The sequence below is a fragment of the Dermabacter sp. HSID17554 genome (genome assembly GCF_003989295.1).
Taxonomy (GTDB): Bacteria; Actinomycetota; Actinomycetes; order Actinomycetales; family Dermabacteraceae; genus Dermabacter; species Dermabacter vaginalis.
Window position 1 is genome coordinate 416,601 of record NZ_RBLW01000003.1, and the last position, 20,982, is coordinate 437,582.

22 protein-coding genes are annotated in these 20,982 nt (G+C 64.4%); 8 read left to right on the forward strand and 14 right to left on the reverse strand.

All coding sequences use genetic code 11. The features are described 5' to 3' along the window. Positions 1-45: 45 nt before the first annotated feature. The 3 genes from D8M36_RS07560 to D8M36_RS07570 are packed head-to-tail and all read left to right on the forward strand — an operon-like array spanning position 46 to position 3,514. The gene (locus tag D8M36_RS07560) at positions 46-1,026 is read left to right on the forward strand and encodes a 1,4-dihydroxy-2-naphthoyl-CoA synthase (protein ID WP_074297873.1); all 981 of its coding nucleotides are present in this window, start codon (positions 46-48) and stop codon (positions 1,024-1,026) included. 58 nt (positions 1,027-1,084) lie between these two features. Then, positions 1,085-2,614 carry an AMP-binding protein gene (locus D8M36_RS07565; protein ID WP_126847922.1) on the forward strand — a complete coding sequence of 510 codons (1,530 nt, stop codon included), beginning with the start codon at positions 1,085-1,087 and terminating at the stop codon, positions 2,612-2,614. Then, on the forward strand, positions 2,615-3,514 hold the full coding sequence (locus tag D8M36_RS07570; protein ID WP_074297715.1) for a 1,4-dihydroxy-2-naphthoate polyprenyltransferase: 900 nt from the start codon (positions 2,615-2,617) through the stop codon (positions 3,512-3,514). Between the two features lie 32 nt (positions 3,515-3,546). On the opposite strand, the gene D8M36_RS07575 is transcribed toward D8M36_RS07570, so the two are convergent. After that, positions 3,547-3,831, reverse strand: coding sequence for a DUF4229 domain-containing protein (locus D8M36_RS07575; RefSeq protein WP_161970231.1), 285 nt, complete (start codon positions 3,829-3,831; stop codon positions 3,547-3,549). Between the two features lie 37 nt (positions 3,832-3,868). Here D8M36_RS07575 and D8M36_RS07580 point away from each other — a divergent pair, with 37 nt between their 5' ends. Further along, positions 3,869-4,399, forward strand: coding sequence for a PLD nuclease N-terminal domain-containing protein (locus D8M36_RS07580; RefSeq protein WP_126847926.1), 531 nt, complete (start codon positions 3,869-3,871; stop codon positions 4,397-4,399). Here D8M36_RS07580 and D8M36_RS07585 read toward each other — a convergent pair. From D8M36_RS07585 to D8M36_RS07625, 9 genes are all read right to left on the reverse strand, one after another. Next, complete coding sequence (locus tag D8M36_RS07585) at positions 4,396-5,631, reverse strand: GHMP family kinase ATP-binding protein (protein ID WP_074297721.1); 1,236 nt, start codon at positions 5,629-5,631, stop codon at positions 4,396-4,398. The two genes, D8M36_RS07580 and D8M36_RS07585, sit on opposite strands and share 4 nt — an antisense overlap. After that, the gene (locus tag D8M36_RS07590) at positions 5,628-6,422 is read right to left on the reverse strand and encodes a nucleotidyltransferase family protein (RefSeq protein ID WP_074297724.1); all 795 of its coding nucleotides are present in this window, start codon (positions 6,420-6,422) and stop codon (positions 5,628-5,630) included. The genes D8M36_RS07585 and D8M36_RS07590 overlap by 4 nt, the downstream gene beginning before the upstream one ends. Positions 6,423-6,466: 44 nt before the next feature. After that, positions 6,467-7,237, reverse strand: a complete 771-nt coding sequence (locus D8M36_RS07595; RefSeq protein WP_238638418.1) for a fructosamine kinase family protein — start codon at positions 7,235-7,237, stop codon at positions 6,467-6,469. Positions 7,238-7,288: 51 nt separating this feature from the next. Beyond that, positions 7,289-8,332: a c-type cytochrome biogenesis protein CcsB gene (gene ccsB, locus D8M36_RS07600; protein ID WP_074297728.1), complete on the reverse strand. Its 1,044-nt coding sequence runs from the start codon at positions 8,330-8,332 to the stop codon at positions 7,289-7,291. 10 nt (positions 8,333-8,342) lie between these two features. Then, positions 8,343-9,971: a cytochrome c biogenesis protein ResB gene (gene resB / locus D8M36_RS07605; RefSeq protein WP_074297730.1), complete on the reverse strand. Its 1,629-nt coding sequence runs from the start codon at positions 9,969-9,971 to the stop codon at positions 8,343-8,345. Positions 9,972-10,003: 32 nt separating this feature from the next. Then, positions 10,004-10,753, reverse strand: coding sequence for a cytochrome c biogenesis CcdA family protein (locus D8M36_RS07610; protein WP_153246513.1), 750 nt, complete (start codon positions 10,751-10,753; stop codon positions 10,004-10,006). A gap of 5 nt (positions 10,754-10,758) precedes the next feature. After that, positions 10,759-11,337 (reverse strand): TlpA family protein disulfide reductase, encoded by a 579-nt coding sequence (locus D8M36_RS07615; RefSeq protein ID WP_074297734.1) that lies wholly within the window; start codon positions 11,335-11,337, stop codon positions 10,759-10,761. Next, on the reverse strand, positions 11,334-11,981 hold the full coding sequence (locus D8M36_RS07620) for a histidine phosphatase family protein (protein ID WP_074297736.1): 648 nt from the start codon (positions 11,979-11,981) through the stop codon (positions 11,334-11,336). Before D8M36_RS07620 ends, D8M36_RS07615 begins: the two co-directional genes overlap by 4 nt. A gap of 64 nt (positions 11,982-12,045) precedes the next feature. Further along, on the reverse strand, positions 12,046-12,549 hold the full coding sequence (locus D8M36_RS07625) for a MarR family winged helix-turn-helix transcriptional regulator (protein ID WP_074297875.1): 504 nt from the start codon (positions 12,547-12,549) through the stop codon (positions 12,046-12,048). Positions 12,550-12,778: 229 nt separating this feature from the next. Here D8M36_RS07625 and D8M36_RS07630 point away from each other — a divergent pair, with 229 nt between their 5' ends. Both D8M36_RS07630 and D8M36_RS07635 read left to right on the forward strand, forming a co-directional pair. Next, entirely contained in the window at positions 12,779-13,321 is a 543-nt protein-coding gene (locus tag D8M36_RS07630) for a YceI family protein (protein ID WP_065247337.1), read from the forward strand. A 24-nt stretch (positions 13,322-13,345) separates the two neighbouring features. Next, positions 13,346-13,681 carry a glutaredoxin family protein gene (locus D8M36_RS07635; protein WP_074297738.1) on the forward strand — a complete coding sequence of 112 codons (336 nt, stop codon included), beginning with the start codon at positions 13,346-13,348 and terminating at the stop codon, positions 13,679-13,681. Between the two features lie 358 nt (positions 13,682-14,039). Here the strand turns inward: D8M36_RS07635 and D8M36_RS07640 are convergent, their stop codons facing one another. The 3 genes from D8M36_RS07640 to D8M36_RS07650 all read right to left on the reverse strand — a co-directional run bounded on the left by D8M36_RS07640 (position 14,040) and on the right by D8M36_RS07650 (position 17,851). Beyond that, entirely contained in the window at positions 14,040-14,138 is a 99-nt protein-coding gene (locus D8M36_RS07640; RefSeq protein ID WP_005504750.1) for a 30S ribosomal protein bS22, read from the reverse strand. Positions 14,139-14,378: 240 nt separating this feature from the next. Then, positions 14,379-16,073, reverse strand: a complete 1,695-nt coding sequence (locus D8M36_RS07645) for a GTPase family protein (protein WP_126847929.1) — start codon at positions 16,071-16,073, stop codon at positions 14,379-14,381. After that, complete coding sequence (locus tag D8M36_RS07650; RefSeq protein WP_065247334.1) at positions 16,070-17,851, reverse strand: dynamin family protein; 1,782 nt, start codon at positions 17,849-17,851, stop codon at positions 16,070-16,072. Before D8M36_RS07650 ends, D8M36_RS07645 begins: the two co-directional genes overlap by 4 nt. 146 nt (positions 17,852-17,997) lie before the next feature. On the opposite strand from D8M36_RS07650, the gene D8M36_RS07655 reads away from it, so the two are divergent. Both D8M36_RS07655 and D8M36_RS07660 read left to right on the forward strand, forming a co-directional pair. Next, a complete protein-coding gene (locus D8M36_RS07655) occupies positions 17,998-19,404 on the forward strand; it encodes a TrkH family potassium uptake protein (RefSeq protein WP_126847931.1) in 1,407 nt (468 codons plus the stop codon). A gap of 19 nt (positions 19,405-19,423) precedes the next feature. Then, entirely contained in the window at positions 19,424-20,092 is a 669-nt protein-coding gene (locus tag D8M36_RS07660; RefSeq protein ID WP_065247333.1) for a potassium channel family protein, read from the forward strand. A 42-nt stretch (positions 20,093-20,134) separates the two neighbouring features. Here the strand turns inward: D8M36_RS07660 and proC are convergent, their stop codons facing one another. Next, entirely contained in the window at positions 20,135-20,974 is an 840-nt protein-coding gene (gene proC, locus D8M36_RS07665) for a pyrroline-5-carboxylate reductase (RefSeq protein ID WP_126847933.1), read from the reverse strand. Positions 20,975-20,982: the final 8 nt, after the last annotated feature.

The following is a 20,982-nucleotide window of genomic DNA, read 5'->3' on the forward strand; positions in this document are numbered from 1 at the left end:
GCTCGAGACGGCGTGCTTTTCACACGAACCTTTAAGCTTGAAAACATGACAGCAGCACCCCTCCCTTCTCCCGTATCGGCGACGTTCGATCCCGATCGTTGGCGCGACATCACCGAGGAGGAACTCGGCTCCGCTCCCTTCACGGACATCACCTACCATCGCGCGGTTGAACGCACGCGCGATGAGCGCGGCGAGGCTCTCACGCGTGACCTCAATGCCGTGCGCATCGCCTTCGATCGCCCCGAGGTACGCAATGCCTTTCGCCCCCACACGGTGGATGAGCTCTACCGCGCGCTCGATCACGCGCGCCTCGACCCCGGGGTTGGCGTCATCATTCTCACGGGCAACGGCCCCGCCCCGAAGGACGGCGTGTGGGCGTTTTGCTCGGGCGGGGATCAGCGGATCCGCTCGCGCAGCGGGTACCGCTATGCCGACGGCGACACGGCCGAATCGATCCGACCGGAAAGCACAGGCCGCCTCCACATCCTCGAAGTCCAGCGCCTCATTCGCACAATGGGCAAGGTCGTGATCGCTGCGGTCAACGGCTGGGCCGCCGGCGGTGGTCACTCTCTGCACGTCGTTGCCGACCTTTCGATCGCGAGCCGAGAGCATGCGCGCTTTAAGCAGACCGATGCGAACGTGGGCAGCTTCGACGGCGGCTACGGAAGCGCGTACCTCGCGAAACAAGTCGGGCAAAAGCGCGCGCGAGAAATCTTCTTCCTCGCCGAGGAGTATTCGGCGGAGGAGGCCTACAACTGGGGTGCTGTCAACCGCGTCGTGCCCCACGAGGAACTCGAAAACGAGGCCCTGCGCATGGCACGCGTGATCGGCACGAAGTCCCCGCAGGCGATCCGCATGCTCAAGTTCGCCTTCAACCTCGCCGACGACGGCCTCATGGGCCAACAGGTTTTCGCGGGCGAGGCCACCCGCCTTGCCTACATGACCGACGAAGCGGTTGAAGGGCGCGATGCCTTCCTCGAAAGGCGCGATCCCGATTGGTCGGCCTTTCCCCACCCGCAGGGTTAGGGTTCAGACGCTTCACCGGCAAACGTCGGAAAAGGATCTTTGACAGAAAGGAGCCCGCGTGAGCACCCAAGGCGCACCTGAGCGCGAGTCGTTGCCGTGGCTGGCGCCCGGCCCGTTCGACGGAACCGTCGCGTCGCAAGTGGAGTATGCCCGTGCGATTGGGGAGGCCCTCGCGGGCACCGCGCGCGTGTGGCTCGGCGCCCATAAGCGCCCGGAGCTCATCGGTGCGCTCGAGTGCGGCAAGCCGCGAGAAAGTGCGTGTGCAGGCTGCACGTGCACACGCTCCAACGCGGGCGTAAGCGAGCCTGATCCGAGCGAGATCGCCCTCGTCGTGCCGACCTCGGGTTCGACGGGCACGCCGAAGTCGGTCGCGCATTCAGTGCAGAGCCTCAAGGCGTCGATTCATGCGACGGCCTACGAGTTTGGCTCACACGGCGCGTGGATGCTATTTCTGCCGCCCACGCACATTGCGGGCATACAGGTCATCGCTCGGGCCTGCGTGGCAAGCACGCTTCTGGGACTCGACGATCACGATGCTCTTCCTGGCGCACTCGCGCCTCTTGTGGACCTGTCAAGCCATTTCGATGCGGCGGTGCTGACGGGTGCGATGGAGCGCTGGGACGCACGTGTCCGCAGCGATGAGGCCCTCGCTGATCTGCCGCTTTACACTTCCTTCGTTCCCACGCAGCTTGAACGAATCGTGAGCGCGGCAGAAGCGGGAGACGCCGAGATCGCGCGCGCCCTCTCCCGTTTTGAGGCGATCCTCGTGGGCGGCGCCGCGACTGCGCCCGCACTCCTCGATCGCGCGCGAAAGCTCGGCGCGCGAATCGTCACGACGTACGGCTCGAGTGAGACCGCCGGTGGCTGCGTCTACAACGGTCTCCCCCTCCAGGGGGTCGAACTCAAGGTCAACGATGAGGATCAGCTCATGATCACCGGGCCATCGATTGCGCTCGGCTACATCTACGAGACGGGGGCGTTCACGAATGTCGATGGCAACGATGCCGATACGCGCCGTCGTTTCTTTTCCACACCAGAGCTCGCCGCAACGCGGCTCTTGCGCACGAGCGATCTCGCGCGTCTCACGCGCGACGAGGCCACTGGGCTCACTCGTCTCACGGTGCTCGGTCGCGCCGACGACGTGATCATCTCAGGCGGACGCAAGATCGTGCCGCAGGCCCTTGAACGCACCCTCGCGGATACGGGTGAGTTCGGCGAAGTTCTCATCGTTCCCGTCGAGTCGAACGAATGGGGCGAGCAAGCAGTCGCCCTGACCGTTCCTCGCGTGGAAGGTGCGATGCCGACGCAAACGTGGACGGCGGATCTCCAGACGCAGCTCACGGTCGCGACCGCCCTGACGGAGGCGGGCTTCGCGCGCCATGAGATTCCTCGCGCGATTCTCACGACCGGCGCCCTCCCCCGCCTCGAAAGCGGCAAGGTCGACCGAAAAGCCGCCGCAGAGCTCGCACGAGAGGCGCTCTTGAACATCGAGGCGTTCGACTACGCGAAGAGCCTCGGGACGCGCTTCAGCGACGGCGGGCACCACGAGCTCGAGTTCGGCGGCCCCGGCGACGAAGAGAACGAGTAGATGGCAAGCGCAGCGCAATGGATCTCGGGGGCACGGCCCCGCACGCTTCCCGCAGCAATCGCCCCGGTCGCCGCGGGCACGGGCCTCGCTCTCATGCACGCGGGTTACCAGGCGGGCGTCACGGTACCGCGGGCTTTACTCGCGCTCGTGCTCGCGCTCGCCCTGCAGGTGGGCGTCAATTACGCGAATGATTATTCCGACGGTATCCGCGGCACCGATGATGACCGCGTTGGCCCGTTCCGCCTCACCGGTTCGGGAGCGGCGAAACCGAGCGCGGTGAAACGCGCCGCTTTCACATCGTTTGGGGTGGGCGGCCTCGCGGGCCTCGTGCTCGTGATTCTCGCGGGCGCCTGGTGGATGATTCTCGTGGGCGTCGTGTGCATTCTTGCCGCGTGGTTCTACACGGGCGGGAAACATCCCTACGGCTACATGGGCCTCGGCGAGGTCATGGTGTTTGTCTTCTTCGGGCTCGTCGCGGTCATGGGCACGAGCTACCTGCTCTCGGGGCACTCTGGACTGAGTGATCTGCTCGTCGCGAGCGCCATCGGACTATGGGCGTGCGCGGTGATGCTCACGAACAACCTTCGCGACATCCCCTCCGACCGCGTCTCCGGCAAGCGCACACTTGCTGTTCGGCTCGGCGACGGTGCGACGCGCCTGCTGTATGCGGCGATGATCCTCGTGCCGTTCCTTTTGCTGATTCCCGTGGTTCCGCACGCTCCACTCGTGGCGCTCACGTTCCTCGCGCTTCCCCTTGCGATGGCACCGGTGCGGCGCGTGATTGAACAGCGTGCTGGGGGACGCGACCTGATTCCCGTGCTCGCGGCGACAGGCAAGCTTGAGCTCGTCGCTTCTCTTCTGATGCTCGCGGGCTTCGCACTGAGCACCATGCTTTTCTAGAGGGCTATGCGCCGGATGGCTCAGCTGATGCTCTACTCGCCGCGGTCGAGGAGGGAATCCTCCGCTTCGGCGTCGAGCTCCGCTTCGGTCTTCAGGTCGCGTCGCTTATCGCGGCGTGCATCGACCGAATGCTTGAGGTTCGCCGCAACGCCCTGGCGGAGCTTGCCGAGTGCGAGGATCGAGATGAGCATCGCGATCACGGCGGCCAGGATACCGGTGAAGAACCAGTGCACGCCGGGCATGAGGAAGTACAGGAGCGCCCACACCCCCGCAAAGAGGGCAAGGCGGATGATCGAGTAAAGCACGTAGTTTCGCATTGTCCCCATTATCCCCCGTCATGAAAGAATGACCGACATGCCTCGCTTGATCCTGGTCCTCGCCTACGTTGCCCTCACGGTATACGCCCTCGCCGATGTGGCGAACACCCCCGAGTCGCGCGCGAAGGTGCTTCCGAAAATCGGGTGGATCCTCGTGATCGTGTTCGTTCCGTTCCTCGGCTCGTTCCTGTGGCTTCTTCTTGGCAAGAGCAACGGCTCCGAGCCGCGCTCGCCCCGAAATTCACGCGCGCGCGGGCCGCAGCGACCGATCGCTCCGGACGACGACCCGGCCTTCCTCGCGAAACTCGATCAGGAGAATCGTGCACGCCGCCGCGAGCAGATTCAGGACGAAATGCGCCGCAAGAAGCGAGAGGGGGCCGGCGGCGGCAGCTCCACGGCGTCGACCGGGCCACGCCCGGCGCCGCCACGCACACCCGCACCGAGGGACGATTCCTCGATTACGCCCGGGAAGGGGCCGCGCGACTACACCGTTCGCGACTATGAGCGCCCCGAAGATAAGCGCACCGGCGATCTCGAAGGCCCCGACGACGACGGCGCTCGTCGCTAAAACTCGAGGCGTTCCGCAGGACTACCAGGATCCGATACGAGCGTAGTCGCTTCGCGCAGCGGATATTTCGCCTCGTAGTCGCGTTTCCACTGCTTCGCGAATTCCTCGGCGTCGCCTCGGGGAACGAGCGCCCACACGCTGCCGCCAAAGCCTGCCCCGAAAGCCGAGGCGGCGCGCGCACCGAGGGCGCGGGCAAAGTGCGCAAGGTCGATGGTTTCGGAGATTTGATTGCCGAGCTTGCGTTCAGCGAGATCCTGAGAGCGGGCAACGATCGACGAGAACGCCTCGAGATCACCGCTGCCGAGCGCGCTCGCAGCCGCGGGCACGAGCACCTCGGATTCCTCAATGAACTGCTCAAGCCTCGCGCTCGCATACCCCTCGGGAGCGACGCGCCGAAGCGCGTCGAGCTCGCGCGAAGATCGCTCCACCGGCTGTGCGGGATCGGTGACACCGGTAAGTTCGCGCACGACTCGGTGGAGCGATGAGTCCTCGCGCCCCGTGTGTGCGTTCCACGCCTCAAGCACAGCTCCAAGGGCGGCGGGCCCACGGTTGTACGCCTCGCGCGCCGCACCCGTCTTCTCGGCGAGCACCCCGCTCACGGCCACCACGAACGTAAGATCGCCCGGAAGCGAGGCAGTGCCAAGAACCGTTGGGGGATCAAATACCACGTGGCTGAGGGAGCCCTCTGTGGTGGCGAGCATGCCCGTGTGATCGAGCGAGCCACCCGAGGTGCCCACGCCCGTGAGACCTGCGAAGTTCTTGAATCGCTTGCCATTCTCAATCGAGGCGGCGTAGCCCGCGAGATCCACGCGGTTCGCGATGGTTCTTTGCCACTCTTCACGCGACGGGAGATCGTTGAGATCCGCGAGAGTGAGGGCAACGGCGGTCAGCACCGCCGAGGAGCTGCTCATGCCCGAGGCCGGTGGCAGGTCTGATTCGATCGTCAACTCAGCCGAAGCGAGAGGACCGAAGTTCGTGGTGAGTCGGTCGAGGACGGTTTGGACGTAATGCCCCCAGTGCCCGTTCGGCAAGCGCGGATCGCGAAGCGGCACGAGCTCGGCTCGTTCACCGTTCAAAGACGTGCGAATCGAGAAGGGCGAGGAGGCGTCGGACTTTTGTTGCCCACGCACCGTCACGGCCCTCCCCACCGCCGACACGAGCACCTGGCCGCCCGCATAGTCAGTGTGTTTACCGAGCACTTCGATGCGGCCCGGAACGCGCCAGCCCCTCACAGGCGCACGCTCACGTGCGCGACGCGACTTTCGACATCGGCGATATCATCCCGGCGCGAAAGATCGAGCACCCCGCCTGAAACGGGCACAACCTGCACGTTTTCGAGCGCGAGAACGGCATCAACAATCTCGTACTCCCCACGCGCCGACGGCTTGATCGTGCGGCATGCTTCGAACACGGTCGGCTCGAAGGCAAAAAGATTCATGGACACGGGTGCGCTCTCGCCGTACTCGGCCAGTTCGGCTTCCGACGGTTTCTCAATCATGCCGATCAGGCGGTTGTCGGCGTGCCGGATGAGCGCGAATGCCGCGATGCGCTCTGCGGGAATGTTGCTCTGTGCGACGAGTGAGGAACGCTCAAAGCCCGCGATCGCATTTCCCGACACGTGCGTCATCGCTTCGAGGGCCTCGAGCGGATAGAGGTTATCGCCGTTCACCATGAGGAACGGCTCCTCCCCCACGGCCATCTCGGCGCTCGCGAGGGCGTTCGCCGTGCCGAGTGCCTCGTCCTGGACCGCAAACTCGATGCGCAGGCGGCTGGGGGCGAGTTCGCGCACGTGCGTTTTGAACGCTTCATGCTCGGGCGCGACGACAACCACGGCCCTCGTGACTCCCGCATCGGCGAGAGCGCTCAGCGAATAGTCGATGAGACGATGCGCACCGATCGGCATGAGCGCCTTGTAGCCGAGGCTCGCGGCCGCGGCTTGGCCCGCGGTCAGGGATGAGCTTTGGCCTTCGGCACGCATGCGTGTGCCGAGGCCGCGGGCGAGGATCACGGCGGTGTTGATCACGAGGTTCCTCCGAACCGACGATTGTGCAGAAGCGATTTTCAATTTTAGACGTAACGCCTGGCGATCCCGAGCGCCTCGCGGGCGTAGCCGCCGCCGAAAAGTGTGGCGTGCAAGAGCACGAGGTGCAGCGAGTGAAGCGGGATCAGCTCGCGCCACTCTTGAGTGAGGGAGTGCGCCGACTTGTACCCCTCGAACATGTGCGCGAGGTGGGGCGCGCCGAAGAGGGTGAGTGCCGCGAGATCATCGAGCCGGTGCCCCGAATAGGCGGTGGGGTCGATCAGCACGGCGCCGTGAGCATCGAAAAGCACGTTGCCGGCCCACAGGTCTCCGTGGACGCGCGCAGGAGGGTCATCATCATCGAATACGCCGTCTCGAAGCCGCGAGACGAGGCGGCTGAAGAGGGCACGGTCATCCGCGTCGAAGAGATCTCCCGAAGCCCGCACGAGTGGGGCGAGCCGGAGATCCCCGAACATCGCGCCCCATGACGTGAACTCACCTTCGCGCGCGAGCGGAAGCGGCAATTGCTCACCCGCCGGCCCCTGGAAACCATCGCCTTCAAAAGCGGTACCGGAGGCATCGATTGGGCCGAGCCCGAAGCTCCTGCGCCCCGCCTCGCTCTCGCGCCCGGTGCCGGCACTGTGGGTCACGGCAAGGGCCGCACCGAATTCCCGCGCCGATTGCGCACTCGGTGCGACCGGCGAAATCTGCTCGAGGCACAGCTGGGAGGCGTCGGAAGCCAGGATCCCCACCACCCGAGCACCGCCGTGAGCGGACGCCGAGGCGAGCCACTCAAGCCCCGCACGCTCCCACTGCACGGCGCGCGCCGAACCTCTCTTGCGAAAAACTTCCGGGTGCCGCTCCATCCTTTAGAGACCCGAGTACGAGTGGAGGCTATTGATGACCGTGTTCACGATCGTGTAATTGAAGATCACGCACACGAAGCCGGCGATGCAGAAGTAGGCCGCGACCTTTCCGCGAAAGCCCACCGTGGCGCGCGCGTGGAGGTAGGCGGCATAGACGACCCAGATGATGAACGTCCACGTTTCCTTCGGATCCCAGTTCCAGTATCGGCCCCACGCATAATTCGCCCAGATCGCACCGAAGATGAGCGTGAAGGTCCACATCACAAAGCCCACGGCCGTCGTCTGGAACGCGATCTGCTCGAGGCGTTTCGCCGAAGGCAGGTGGTCGAGAATTCGATCAAGGAGCGCGAAGCGAGGCTTCTCCCCCGCCTCAAGCCGGCTTTCCCGCGCGTGCTGGAGGAGCTGGAGAACGGCCACGACCGCCGAGAGGGAAAAGAGCGACATCGAGAGCACCGCGACGATCACGTGGATCACGAGCCACGGCGAGTTCTGAAGGCTCGGAGTGAGCTGCGCGGCAGGCAGGTACCACGAGGTGTACGCGATGACCATGATGAACAGTACGGGGGTGAGCACAAAGAGCCCGAGCCTGCGCATGTCTCGCACGCGCAAAGTGAGCAGCAGGAACACCGCCATGATGACCGCGGCGCCCGTCATTGAGAATTCGTACATGTTGCCCCACGGCACGCGCTGGGTCGCCACACCGCGCGCGACGACGCCAAGCAGCTGGAACGCGGTCGCGATTCCGGCGGCACCGAGCGCAAAGGACAGCGGGCTCATGCCGCCCCTGTTCTCCGGCACAGCGGCCCCGCTCGCGTTTTCGGAGAGATCAGGCTCTACGGGACGTGCCGCGCTCGCGGAATCGGGATCTGCGGGAGCGCCGACGGTTGCCAGTTCACGCTTGCGCACCTTTTTTTCGAGGCGCAGATCCGAACGCACCCTCACGGCCTTCGCGATGTCGACCGCGAAGGCGACGAAGGCCATCATGTACACGACCATCGCGAGCAAAATGAAAAAATCCGATGCCGCGGCGAGCTCTTGGAGATTCACTTTCCGGTCCTCATTCTCGTAGGTCGGCGGAGGCTGGTGTAGGCGCGAGGCGATCAGCGAGGCGCGTCACGTCGTCGGCGAGGGCGAAATCTTCGCTTCGCGCGAGTCCCGCGACCTCAATCTCGGAGCCTTCGCCAGACGGGGTGGCACGCACCCACATGCGGCGGCGCGGGATGAAAAGCGAAAGCATAAGACCGGCTGCCGAAACAAGCGCCATCACGAGCGTGAACCCCTGCCAGGGGTCGTGCTTCACGTCAAAAGCAGCATAGCGCTTGATATCGCGAAACTCGATACTTGAGCCGTCGGGGAGATCGAATTTCTCGCCCGGCGCGAGGGTCATGAGCAGGGGCTTTCCCCGCGAGTCCGTCACCTGGTCGAGCGTGGAGACATCGATCTGATACGCATTCGTGGGCACCCCTTCATCAAGCCCCAGGTCTCCCGTGTGTGCCGTGACGAAAAGCTTCGGGTTCACGAGACCCGCATATCTCGAATGCGGGCCGCGCTCATCGATCACCGCGGTGGGCGCGAAAATCCCGACGAGCGCCATCTGTTTCGGGGAGGCATCGGGCATCTTGAGCACGAGCTGGCCGGTGTAGTTCTTGTCGTTCGCGACCGTGCGCACAGGGCCGTCGGCCACCACGTGTCCCTCTGGGTCGCGCACCGTGATGATGGGGGCGTATCCGTTGCCAAGCAGGAAGGCGCTCGCGCCGTCGACCTCGAGTGGCTCGTTCACGCGCACTCGCTGCGTGGAGGTTTCGCGCCCCGGCGCATCAACCGTAAGGTCTGCTTCGAACTTGGTGGGAAGGCCAAATGCTTTCGGGTTCGAGGAGTCGGTCGAGAATTCCGCACGGAATTCGTCGAGCGTGAAGCGGAACGGCGGCAATTGATCCGGGTCGAACCACGCGCCTGGTTCGAAGTAGTCGTAACTCGTAAGGGAGTTCGCAAACCCCTCCCCTTCAACGACAGTGATCTGCCCGCGGTACGAGGTCAAATACCCGAGCCCCACGCCAAGGAGCACACCGAGAAGGGCAAGATGGAACACGAGGTTGCCGGCTTCACGCAGGTAACCGCGTTCGGCGCTGACGCTCAGAGCGCCCGAGCCCTCCTCGAGGGTCCGCACCCGATAACCAGCCTTCTTGAGATGCCTCGCAGCCCTGTGCTGGATGTCCTTCGGTACCGTGTCCGCGAGCGGTCGGCTCGTGTATCCCGTGAACCGCTGCAGCCGGCGCGGCGTGCGCGGCGGCTTCGCGACGACTTGACGTGCGTAGGTGATGCAGCGCGGAACCACGCAGCCCACGAGGGATATGAATAGCAGCAGGTAGATCGCGCTGAACCACGGCGAGGTAAACACCTCGAAGAAACCGGCCCAGTCGAGTAGCTCGCCCCACCAACCGTTGTCGGCAAGAAACTGCTCCGTTTTCGCCGGGTTCACTGAGCGCTGCGGAAGGAGCGATCCGGGAACGGCCGCCACCGCGAGCAAAAGCAAGAGCACGAGCGCGGTATTCATGCTCGTGAGCTGGCGCCACAGGAAGCGGAGTGTGCCGCGCACACCGAGGCGGGGCATCGTAGGAGCGCTCGCGCCTTCGTAGGCGCGCTCGTGCGCGGGCTCCGGGTTTTCCGACGCTTGCTGGTCTTTCATCGCTGCTTCTCCTCTCTCGCCTCTTCGGCCGGTCATATCACGGTGGTGAACGAACCGGTCCAGGTGGCCAGCTGGGCCATCCACTCGCCCCACTGGCCCGTGAGGAGCAGCGTGCCAATGATAATGAGCAGCGCCCCGCCGAGAACGGTGATCGATCGGCGGTGCCTCTTCAACCACGCCGACCACGTGAGCGCGCGGTCGAACAGAAGGGCGAACGCGAGAAACGGCAGGCCGAGCCCGAGCGAGTAGGCGAGGGCGAGAAGGGCGCCGCGCGTGGCGCTGCCACCGTCAAGGGCGAGGGTGCTCACAGCAGCGAAGGTGGGGCCGATGCACGGGGTCCACCCGAAACCGAAGATGATCCCCATGAGTGGGGCTCCCCACAGGCCTGCATCGGGGCGCTTTTTCACCCGCACCTCTCCGCTCAGGCGGGGGAAGAGCCCGATGAACAAAAAGCCCATGAGGATCACAACAACACCCGCGATGCGGTTGATCCACGCCGCGTGCGCGCTCAGCGTGTATCCGATAGCGCCCACGAAGCCGCCCATCACCATGAAGATCACGGTAAAACCGAGCACAAAAAGAAGGGCGCCGAGGGCGAGTCGCCCCGTGCGGTTATTCGATTCTTCACGCTGCCCGGCGATGCCCGAAACATAGGCGAGGTAGCCGGGCACAACTGGAAATACGCACGGCGAGAGGAACGCGACAATGCCCGCGAGCGCGCTCACGGCCGCGGCAAGGAGAAGCGAGCCGTCGAGAACCGTGCTCGCAAACACGTGCTGGATCTCGGTCATTCGGCAAGAACCCGATCGATCATCGCGCTAAGGATTGAGGGATCGGCGAGGCCCGAGATCCGCGCGGCAACCCGGCCCTGTTTGTCGAACACGAGAGTCGACGGTACGGCATTCGGGGATACCTGCCCGCGAAGCGCGTAGAGGATTGTGCCATCGCGATCGGGAATCGACGGGTACGGAATTGAGAACTTCTTTTCGAAAGCCTGGGCGGGGCCGGCTTCGTCGCGCACGTTGATCCCTATAAATTCCACGCCCTCACCCGCGTACTTCTCGTGGAGTTTGACGAGGTCGGGGGCTTCTTTGCGGCACGGCGCACACGAGGCGTACCACACGTTGAGCACAACGGGTGCGCCACGCTTCTCGCTCAGCGTGAAGGTCTCGCCGTCAAACGTCTCGCCAGTGAAGTCATAGGCATCGCCGCGCTTGTCCACCGACACTTCGGTGCTCACGCCTGAGCCTTCTACGTAGCCGGTGTCGTAGCGCTCGGACGTATCGGTGCTCGCGCAGCCGGCGAGGCCGAGGACCCCGAGGGGAAGCGCGAGCGCGGCGCGGCGCGTCACGAAGGAGCGGCTCATGTGAGCTTCCCGCCCGTCGCGTCCACGGCACCGTCGTAAAGCGCGGCGGCCGGCTCGGCGTATTCGACGTGGTCGAGGTGCTCCCCGTGGAACATGAGGGAGGTCACGGAGGCGAGGGCGCATTCGCGGTTTCGCGGATCGTGCAGCATGGGCTTGTGCTCGGCGGCGCGCCTCGTGAGCCAGATCGGGAGTTGGTGCAGCACCAGCGCGGCTTCGTGCCCCTCGGCTGCATGGCGGGCATCGCGCACCGATGCCATCACGCGGTCGACCTGATCGCGGTAGCGCTCTCCCCAGCTCGGCCGGAAGGGGTTGAGGAAGTACTTCCAATTCTTAGGGTTCGTGAAGCGCGCTTCGCCGTGGCCGATTCGATGACCTTCGAAGTAGTTGAGAGCCTCCGTGAGACGCTCATCGGTCTCGATGTCGAGCCCGTGGGGCTCTGCGATAGGTTTTGCCGTTTGCTGCGCGCGAAGAAGCGGGGAGGCGACGACCTTCACGATGTCGCGCTCGGCAAGTGCCTCACCCGCGAGGCGCGCCATCTGCTCGCCGCGCTCGGAAAGCCGGTAGCCCGGCAGGCGCCCGTAGAGGATCTTTCCCGGGTTGTGCACCTCGCCGTGCCGAACCAGGTGAACGATCGTCGTAGTCATAAGCCCTCTCGATGGTGGGAAGGGGTGGTCATGAAGCTTTGGCGCTCCAGCCTATCGGCTCGCGTCACTCGCCGGCAGCAAACTCGATGCACTCGCGGTCCTCATCACTCACGAGCTTATCGAGGATGCGGGCAAGCGCCAGGAAATCCTCCCTGCCCAGCCGATCCAGGAGAAGCTCACGGACGCTTGCCACGTGGATCGGCGCCGCCTTTTCCAGGAGTTCACGGCCCGCGGTGGTGAGAACGGCAATGCGCCCGCGACCGTCGGCAACCGAACGCTCACGCGCGACCAGACCGCGCTTTTCCATGCGTGCCACCGTGTGGGTGAGTCTTGAGCGCGAGTGCACAACCTGTTGCGCAAGCTCCGACATGCGCACGCTTTCGTTTTCGCTCTCGCTGAGGCGCACGAGAATTTCGTACTCGGCGAGCGAGAGGTCGATGCTCGGATTCTGTTCAAGGGCCTGGGAGAGGCGGTCTTTGAGGCGGGTGGTCGTGAAGAGGTAGGTGCGCCAGGCCTTTTGTTCGTCGAGGTCTAGCCACGGGGCCTCCTGCCCGTTGTTCTCGTTCACCACCTGCGGCTCCTTTCGCGCGACGCTCTCGGAAAATGCATGAAAACGCCTCCTATTATGCGCGTGTGGAGGTGCTCGTGCACGCAAGGGTGTCTCCCGCCTCACTCCGGGCGGCGCTCGCGAGCACGGTCGCGGGCTTGACTTCGCCACACAGCTCCAATAGTTTAGTTTTCAACTTTAGGGTGGCGGCCGTCGGACCGCCGCTCTACCAACCAAAGGAGAGAACCACATGACCGCACTTCCCGAAGGCCTCACGCAGGGAACCTGGACCCTTGATGCCTCCCACACCGCCGCCGCATTCACCGTTCGCCACGCTGGCATTTCCAAAACCCGCGGCCAGTTTGACGAGGTTTCGGGCCAGATGATCGTGGGTGAGACGCTCGAAGACACCCGCATTAGCGCCGAGATTCAGATCGCCTCGCTCACAACCGGCAACGAGGACCGCGACCAGCACCTCAAGAGCGCCGACTTCTTCGACGCGGAACAGTTCACCGCCATGGCGTTCACCTCAACCTCGTTCGACGGTAAGACTCTCAAGGGCGACCTCACGATCAAGGACGTCACGAAGAATGTCGAGCTCGACGTCGAGTTCGAAGGCGCCGCGACCGATCCGTTCGGCACCTATCGCGCAGGTTTCTCGGGCACGACCGAGATCTCCCGCAAGGAGTTCGGCCTCACGTGGAACGCCGCGCTTGAAGCCGGTGGCGTGCTCGTGGGCGACACCGTGAAGATCACGATCGACGCCGAATTCACCGCGCCCACCGCGGCTTGAGCATCGATCTCTTAGGCTGGGGTCATGAACCACAACGCGCATGACCCCGACCTTTCCTCATCTTCGGGGGCGCGCATCGTGCTCCTCGAACGCCCCGGTTGTCACCTCTGCGAGGAAGCGGCGCTCATCGTCGAGCGTGTCGCAACCGCCACCGGCGAGAAGGTCGAGAGGGTCAATATCGAAAGCGACGACGCGCTCGCGCGACGCTGGTCGATCGAGATCCCGGTTGTTGCCGTTGACGGCAAAGTCGTGGCGGTCTACCGCGTCAAAGAAAAAGACCTGATGGCCGCCCTCACGCGTGATCTCAAGCGCCCGCACCCGATCTTCGGTGCGGCAACGAGGTTTCTCCGCCGCGGCTAGTCGCATGAGGCACGGAGCCCCTAAGGACCACTAAAGCCCTATGCCCTCGGTGGAAAACTGACACCATCCCCGCTCCCCCAAGCACCCCCCTAAAGCGGCCCCCTCCCAAAGCAGCCCCTCAAGCAGCCCCCTCAAGCAGCCCCCCTCAAACACGAAAGTGGTGAAAAACGGCGTTGGAGGCAGCTTTTTGGCCGCCAGATGTCGATTTTTCACCACGGCGCTGCCGCCGGGGAGGGCGCGGTAAAGCAAAGCAGGTGGCGCAACTCAAGATCAGGCGACGGAGCACAAGCAAAAACTGCCGCACTCCGGAATGGAAAACGGCAGTTTTTGACACGCGCGGGCTCTTGCCCGCCGCGCCTTACTTCTTGTTGCGGCGCTGGTGGCGGGTCTTACGAAGAAGCTTGCGGTGCTTCTTCTTCGACATGCGCTTGCGACGCTTCTTGATCACGGAACCCATGATTGCCTCTTTTCTTACAGTGCGTGGTGGCGGCGGCGCCGCCCAGGTGTCAGTGGCCGGCGAGCGCCGAGCGCAGCCGGGGCGGCTACCCTCGCGGGGCAGCGGCCACAAACACAGACAATGAACTATTTTAGCGCTGCACCCGGGCGTGCTCAAAGGTCATTGACGAAGCGTGAGAGGCCTCACGCACGCACATTCGGCTCACGAGTTCCGTGCCCCGAAGCCCAACGGTTCGCTGACTCACGTCGATGCCACAAGCGCGGCCAGAGCCGCCTCAAGGCGCGCGGCCCTGTCAAGCTCGTTCTGTGCACGTGCCACGACAGTCCGTTCGGCCGCCTCACGGAGCGAGGAACGCAGCGCGCGGCGAGCCCGACGCTTGCGGGAGCCCGCGATGAGCGAATTGAGAAACGCCGCGAGAGCCCCCAACAGTATCCCGAGCCCGAGCCCCGCGATGATCATGGCTGTAGGCACTGGCACAGGCACCCACAAGCCTTCGAGCATTGGCATCGGGGGCTTCGGCACCTGGAGGAAATCGAATCCCGCAAGCGCAAGCAACCACACGAGCCCCGCGATCGCCGTGAGGAACGCGAGCCACTGCACGATATTGAGCGGAAGCCACGTCCAGGACTTCTCGGCACCTCGAAAATCCGTGTGGGTGAGCGCGTAATCGACTTCGTCGGGGAGGCTCTCTTTTTCCTCATCGAGGGCGGCGGTGAGACGGCCGGGCCATGGGTGTGGCGCCTCGCCTGCAAGTGCCAGCGCACACTCCTCAACCGCACGATTCATGCGCGCACGGGCACCAGGCGCATCGATCGAGAGGGAGGAACGCGACACGAACTCCTCGCCTGAATCTCCCGTGCGGTGACTGTTGCTCGCGCGCCCAATGCGCATTCGCTCAAGAGGGTCCACCTTGAACGCTCCGATCCAGCGAAGTGCCGGCCAGCCCGTATGCCGCCCCGCGCGCGTGCGGTAGCTCTTCGCCACAGCCTCGGAAATCTTCTCCACTTGAGCTGCGGCGGCACAAGCCTCCTCGAGGCGATCAACCTCGGCATCGGGGACCTCACGCGGAAGTGAGGGAATCTCGGCCGACTTGCGCGTGATGCTCACGCCCGTCGCCTCGGCAATGGCGTGCCCTTCGGCGCGCGCATCTGCGAAAAGACGCTCGAGGATCGCGCGCTTCGACTCGACAACCGAAGCAATCTCGGAGCGTAGCTTGGGTAGCCCGCTACCCTCGAGTGCGCTCACGAGGAACACCTCTGTCTTTGCGAGACCGTCCTCATCGAGAAGCGCCTTCATTGAGGAGCGCACGGCGGCACCATCCGCTTTCGAGAGGCGGTCGGCCTGATTGACGACCACGATTGTGACGGCGTCATGGCGCGCGAATCGACGAATGAACTCGGTGTGCAAAACGGCATCAGCGTATTTTTCAGGGTCTGTGACCCACACGAGCACGTCGACCGTACCCGCAAGACGCTCCGCGATCTCGCGGTTCGCGCTCTCCACGGAATCGAAATCGGGAAGATCCACGAGGATTGCACCCTGCGGAAGCGAGCCGCGCCCCACCGTGTGCCGCTCGTGAATCTCAAGCCAGTCCAGGAGTGAGGACGCGGAATCGCCTTCCCGCTCATCGGTGGGCTCCGGGAGCACCGCGAGCGCACTCGAGGTCGTGGGGCGTCTGTGCGCGACGCGCGCAATATCTGCGCCGACGATGGCGTTCACGAGCGAGGACTTTCCCGAGCCCGTCGCGCCGAAAAGCCCGATGACGGTATGTTCGCTCGAGTGCTCGAGACGCTCCGTGAGCCGATGACGCGCAGCCCGCGCGCTTGCAAGCTCGGCATCAGTGAGCAGCGGTTCCGCTTGCGCGATTGCGTCATTGAGGGCGTCGACGGCAACGTCGAGGCGGCCGCGAGCCTTCGAAACGGATCGAGCCCTCATCGCTGATCACCTCGTGCGCGCGGAGCGGAAGGACCACCAAGGCTCTCAATGAGGGTACGGATGGCCTCGGCATCGGCCCTCATGTCACTCGAGGGCGTGGTGATGGGCTGCGCAGCAAGAGCCTTGGCGAACGCCGTAGCTTGTGCATCCACCACATTTGCAATGCGCGAATCCAGCATTCCGCGCGCCTTCTTCGCGAGGCGCCTCACGGCCTCATCACCAAAGATTGACTCGAGAAGTTTCTGCCCCACGAGCGCCGTTGCCGTTCCCGCGCCCACCTCGAGACCCGTGGGCATGAAGGCGGTTGACGCGAAGACGACGACCATGAGTGCGATGCCCACGACGTTCACGCCGAGCGACAGCACACGCGCTTGCGTGCGACGATCAGAGCCCTCGGCCTCAACGAGTTCGAGAACATCCTTTTGCCAGGCCCGCACCTGATCCTCGACCGTGCGGTGGAAATCCTCGGGCACCTGCATGAGTGTCACCGCGAGTCCAGGGCTCGACTGAAGAAGGGAGGACCCGGCGGCGTGAGAATTCCACGCGCGGACGGTGCGGGAACGGGCATTGGCGACATGGTCAATCACCACGGTCACAAGGCCCGTTTCAATCGCGTTCTCCGCTGCAACGATTGGACGCGTGCGACCCGTGATCGCGGCCGTGAGGCGATCACGCGTGCGCGAGATCCATCCCTGCACCCCCTTGAAGAATTCCCCGGTGCCCACGACATCCTGCCAGCGCGCGAGCACCTCGCCGCGCAAGAGCGCACCGTCACGCGTGAGACTCGCGATCGAATCCTTTGCCGCATCAAACTCCGCGCGTGCGAGAGCCGCGAGCCGGTCCCGCTCTTCTTCTTGTGCCCCCACGGCTTCAGCAAGCTCATCGAGCGATTGCGCGGTCGCGACGAGCGCTCCGCGCAGCGTGCGCCTCGCGATCGCCGAGCGCGCCTCCTTGTCACGCGCGAGTGCCCCGAGCCACGCCGAGAGCTCTCGCACCTCTTCTGTTTCGAGGAGCTCCCCGTCGTCGAGTTCCTGTTCGTGTATGGCGAGCAGGCGCTCTGTCACGACTCCGCGCTCGGCGAGCATCGCGCTCAAATGCGAGGTGAGATCCTCTGCCACGCCGTCCTTGTGCGGGATCCGGTTCATGACCACGACCACCGTGACATCGCGCTCCGCCGCCTGCGCGAGCGCGAGCCACGGAACGGCATCGGCGTACCTGTGGGCGGTCGTCACAAAAATCCACAGGTCGGCGGCGCGCAAAAGCTGGCCGGCAAGCTCGCGGTTTTCGCGACTCACCGAATCGATATCGGGCGCGTCCAAAAGAGCAACGCCCTGGGGAACCCGCTCACTCGCCACGAGGTGAAGCGCCGTGCCAAAACCCGTCCCGCGCTCACGTGCCTCGGGGCTTGAGGCGCTCATGTGCACGCGCGGAAGCGACGGCAGGATCCGCTCCCCCTCGAACCACTCCCTATCGGCCGGGTTGTGCACGAGGACGGGCTGGCGCGTGGTGGGTCTCAGCGCCCCCGCTCGAGAGATGCTCTCCCCCACGAGCGCGTTCACGAGAGTGGACTTTCCCGAACCCGTCGAGCCACCCACCACAGCCAGCAACGGCGCCTCGAGCGAGGCGATCCTCGGCGCGAGGTGGTCCTCAACTTGCTGGGCAATATGCCCTGCCTTCTCGCGCGCCTCGGCTGCACCCGCGATCTCAAACGGCAGGCTCGCCTCGCGCGCATGCCGCGTGATCGGCGAAAGAAGGGAGGAGTCCACACGTGCATTCATGACATAAGACTACCGAACGGGGCTCCGCCCAAGGCGCGGCAGCCGTCGGACCCCAAAACCGCAGCCGACCCCATGCAAAATACCCCGATCCGCCCAAAGGGAATAGAGTGAACGAGGCCGTACCACCCGCGTCGAAAGGAGGCCCCGTGGGAGCACCCACCATTGCCCACCAAAAACCACGGCGCCGCCTCAACGCGGTCGCTTCCTTCATTTCGCGTCTCGTACGCGAAGCGGCCCGCACCTCCCCCGCGCGCCTCGCACTATTCGTGTTCACGGCGATGATTTTGCTGTTCACGCTCATCCTTGAGCTACCTATCTCGAGCGTTTCAGGCCAGCGCACCCGCTTCGTCGACGCACTTTTCACGGCCGTGAGCGCCATGTGCGTGACGGGCCTCGTGACCGTACCCACGCAAACCCACTGGTCGACCTTTGGTCTCGTCGTGCTCATGGTCGCGATCAAAGTGGGCGGCCTCGGCGTTCTCACGCTCGCCTCACTCCTCGGCCTCAGTGTGATGCGGCACATGGGTCTCGCCCAACGCATCGTGACGGCACGGGAAACCAAAGCTGCGAAGCTGAGCGAAGTTGGCGGTGTGCTTCGCACGATCGTGCTCACGTCAACAGGTTTCGAGGTCGCGACGTTTATCGCCCTCGTCCCCTTCCTCATGCGACACGAAGCGACCCTCAAGTACGCTCTCTTCAACTCCGTGTTCTACGCAGTCTCGGCGTTCAACAACGCGGGCTTCATCCCCGAGGTGGGCGGCATCGAACGCTATCTCGGTGACCCGTGGTTTTCCATCCCCATCGCCACCTCCGTGTTCGTCGGCGCGCTCGGCTTCCCGGTCATCCTCGTGCTCGTACAAAATTGGCGCACGCCCGAGCACTGGAGTCTCCATGCGAAGTTGACGATTTGGACCTCGAGCATCCTCCTCGTCGCCGGCTCAATCGCCATTCTCCTCTCCGAGTGGAGCAACCCCGCCACCCTCGGCGGGCACGGCTTCGACACGAAACTGCTGTCGTCAACATTCGCGAGCGTCATGACCCGCTCCGGCGGCTTCTCCACCCTCGATATCGGCGCGATGAACACCGACACGTGGCTGATCATGGACCTTCTCATGTTCATTGGCGGCGGCTCGGGATCCACTGGTGGCGGCATCAAAGTCACCACGTTCGCTCTGCTCGTGCTCTCCATCGTCGCGGAAGCGAGGGGTGATCGCGACATCGAAATCTTTAGCCGCAGCATCCCCTACGACACCATCCGCCAAGCCATCGCCGTGCTCGTCATCAGCGTGCTCTTCGTCGCGATCGCCACCTGGGTCATGCTTCGCCTCACCAACTACCCACTCGACCGCGTGCTGTTCGAAGTCCTCAGCGCGTATGGAACCGTGGGCCTCTCCACGGGCATCACGAGTGATCTCAGCCTTGCCGCGAAGTACGTCATCATCGTGTGCATGTACGTGGGCCGCATCGGCCCCATGACCCTCGGCGCGGCTCTCGCTTTGCGTAGCCGCCGCAGGGTCATTCACCTGCCCGAAGAGCGGCCCGTGGTCGGCTAAGTCCGGTAGGCTGGAACACATGGCAAACTCCCGCTCCTTCGGCCGCAGCGTCCTCATCATCGGCCTCGGTCGTTTTGGGGCGTCCATGGCCCTCAACCTTGAATCGCTCGGCACGAATGTGCTCGCGATCGATAAACGCGCTGATCTCGTCCAGGACTTTTCGGGCAAGCTCACTCACGTCGTTGAAGCGGACGCCACGAATATCGAAGCGCTCAACCAAGTGGGGGCTTCTCACTTCGATGTCGCCGTCGTTGGCGTGGGCACGTCAATCGAGGCGAGCGTGCTGATTACCGCGAATCTCGTGGACCTCGCGGGCCCCGTCATCTGGGCGAAAGCCATCTCGGTTGCCCACGGCAAGATTCTCGAGCGCATCGGCGCGCACCACGTTGTGTTCCCCGAAAAAGACGCGGGCCAGCGGGTCGCGCACCTTGTCAATGGCCGCCTTCTCGACTACATCGAGTTCGACGACGGGTGGGCGATCGTGAAGATGCACCCCCCGCGCGAAATCCAAGGCTTCTCCCTTGGCGAATCCGATATCCGCACCAAATACGGCGTGACGGTCGTGGGCGTGAAGTCCCCCGGCCGCGACTTCACCTACGCGGAGCCGGACACGGTCGTCTCCTCGCACGACACCCTCATCGTGTCGGGTCACACGGATCTCATCGAACGCTTCTCCAACCGCCCGTAGCGCGGTGTTTTCGGGGCGAGGGTTCCGACGCTTGCTGCGCCCTTAGCGCTCCTCCATTTTTCGCGACGTTTCTGCAGCCGCCCGCATGCCGCGGGCCATGAGCGCACGGATCCCGCCCTCTTCAAGTGCGGCGATGGCCTGCGCGGTCGCGCCTCCAGGCGAGGTCACGGCGTAGCGAGCGCTCGTGGGTGCCTCTCCTGCTTCATGCAGCACACTTGCGCTGCCCACCATGGTGCCAACGACCAGGTCAGTCGCCACGGCGCGGGTGAAGCCCTGGGCGACGGCCTCATCGATCATGGCTTCGGCGATGAGGAAGAAATAGGCGGGCGCACTTCCCGCGGCGCCGATCACGCCGTGGACCTGATGCTCGGGAATGTCGACGACGGTCGCGGACTGCGCGAAAAGAGCGCGGGCGAGTTCACGCTCACTCTCGCTCGTCTGTTCGCCGGGCATGAGCCCCACCACGCCTTTGCCAACGGCGATAGGAGTGTTCGGCATGGCGCGCACGAGTGCTGTGTGGCCGTTAAATGCTTCGCTCAGCGTTTCGAGGCTCGCCCCCGCGAGAAGCGACACGATCAGCGCCCCCTCCTGCACGTGCGGGGCGATCTTCGGTGCCATGGCCTGGAGGTGGTAGGGCTTGAAGCCGAGCACAATGACGTGAGATTCGGCAACGGCAGACGCGAGGGTGGCGTCGGAACCGTATTTCTCAAACGCACTCGCAGCGTCAATCCCCCGTGCAGCCTTCGCCGTGGATTCCTCACTCGAGTTGAGGAGAACGAGCCTCTCGGCGCCGACGCCGGCCTTACGGATGGCACGCGCGACAGCGCCGCCCATGTTCCCCGCACCGATCACGGTCACGGTGAGATCGTTGAGATGCGCCATCGCGCTTC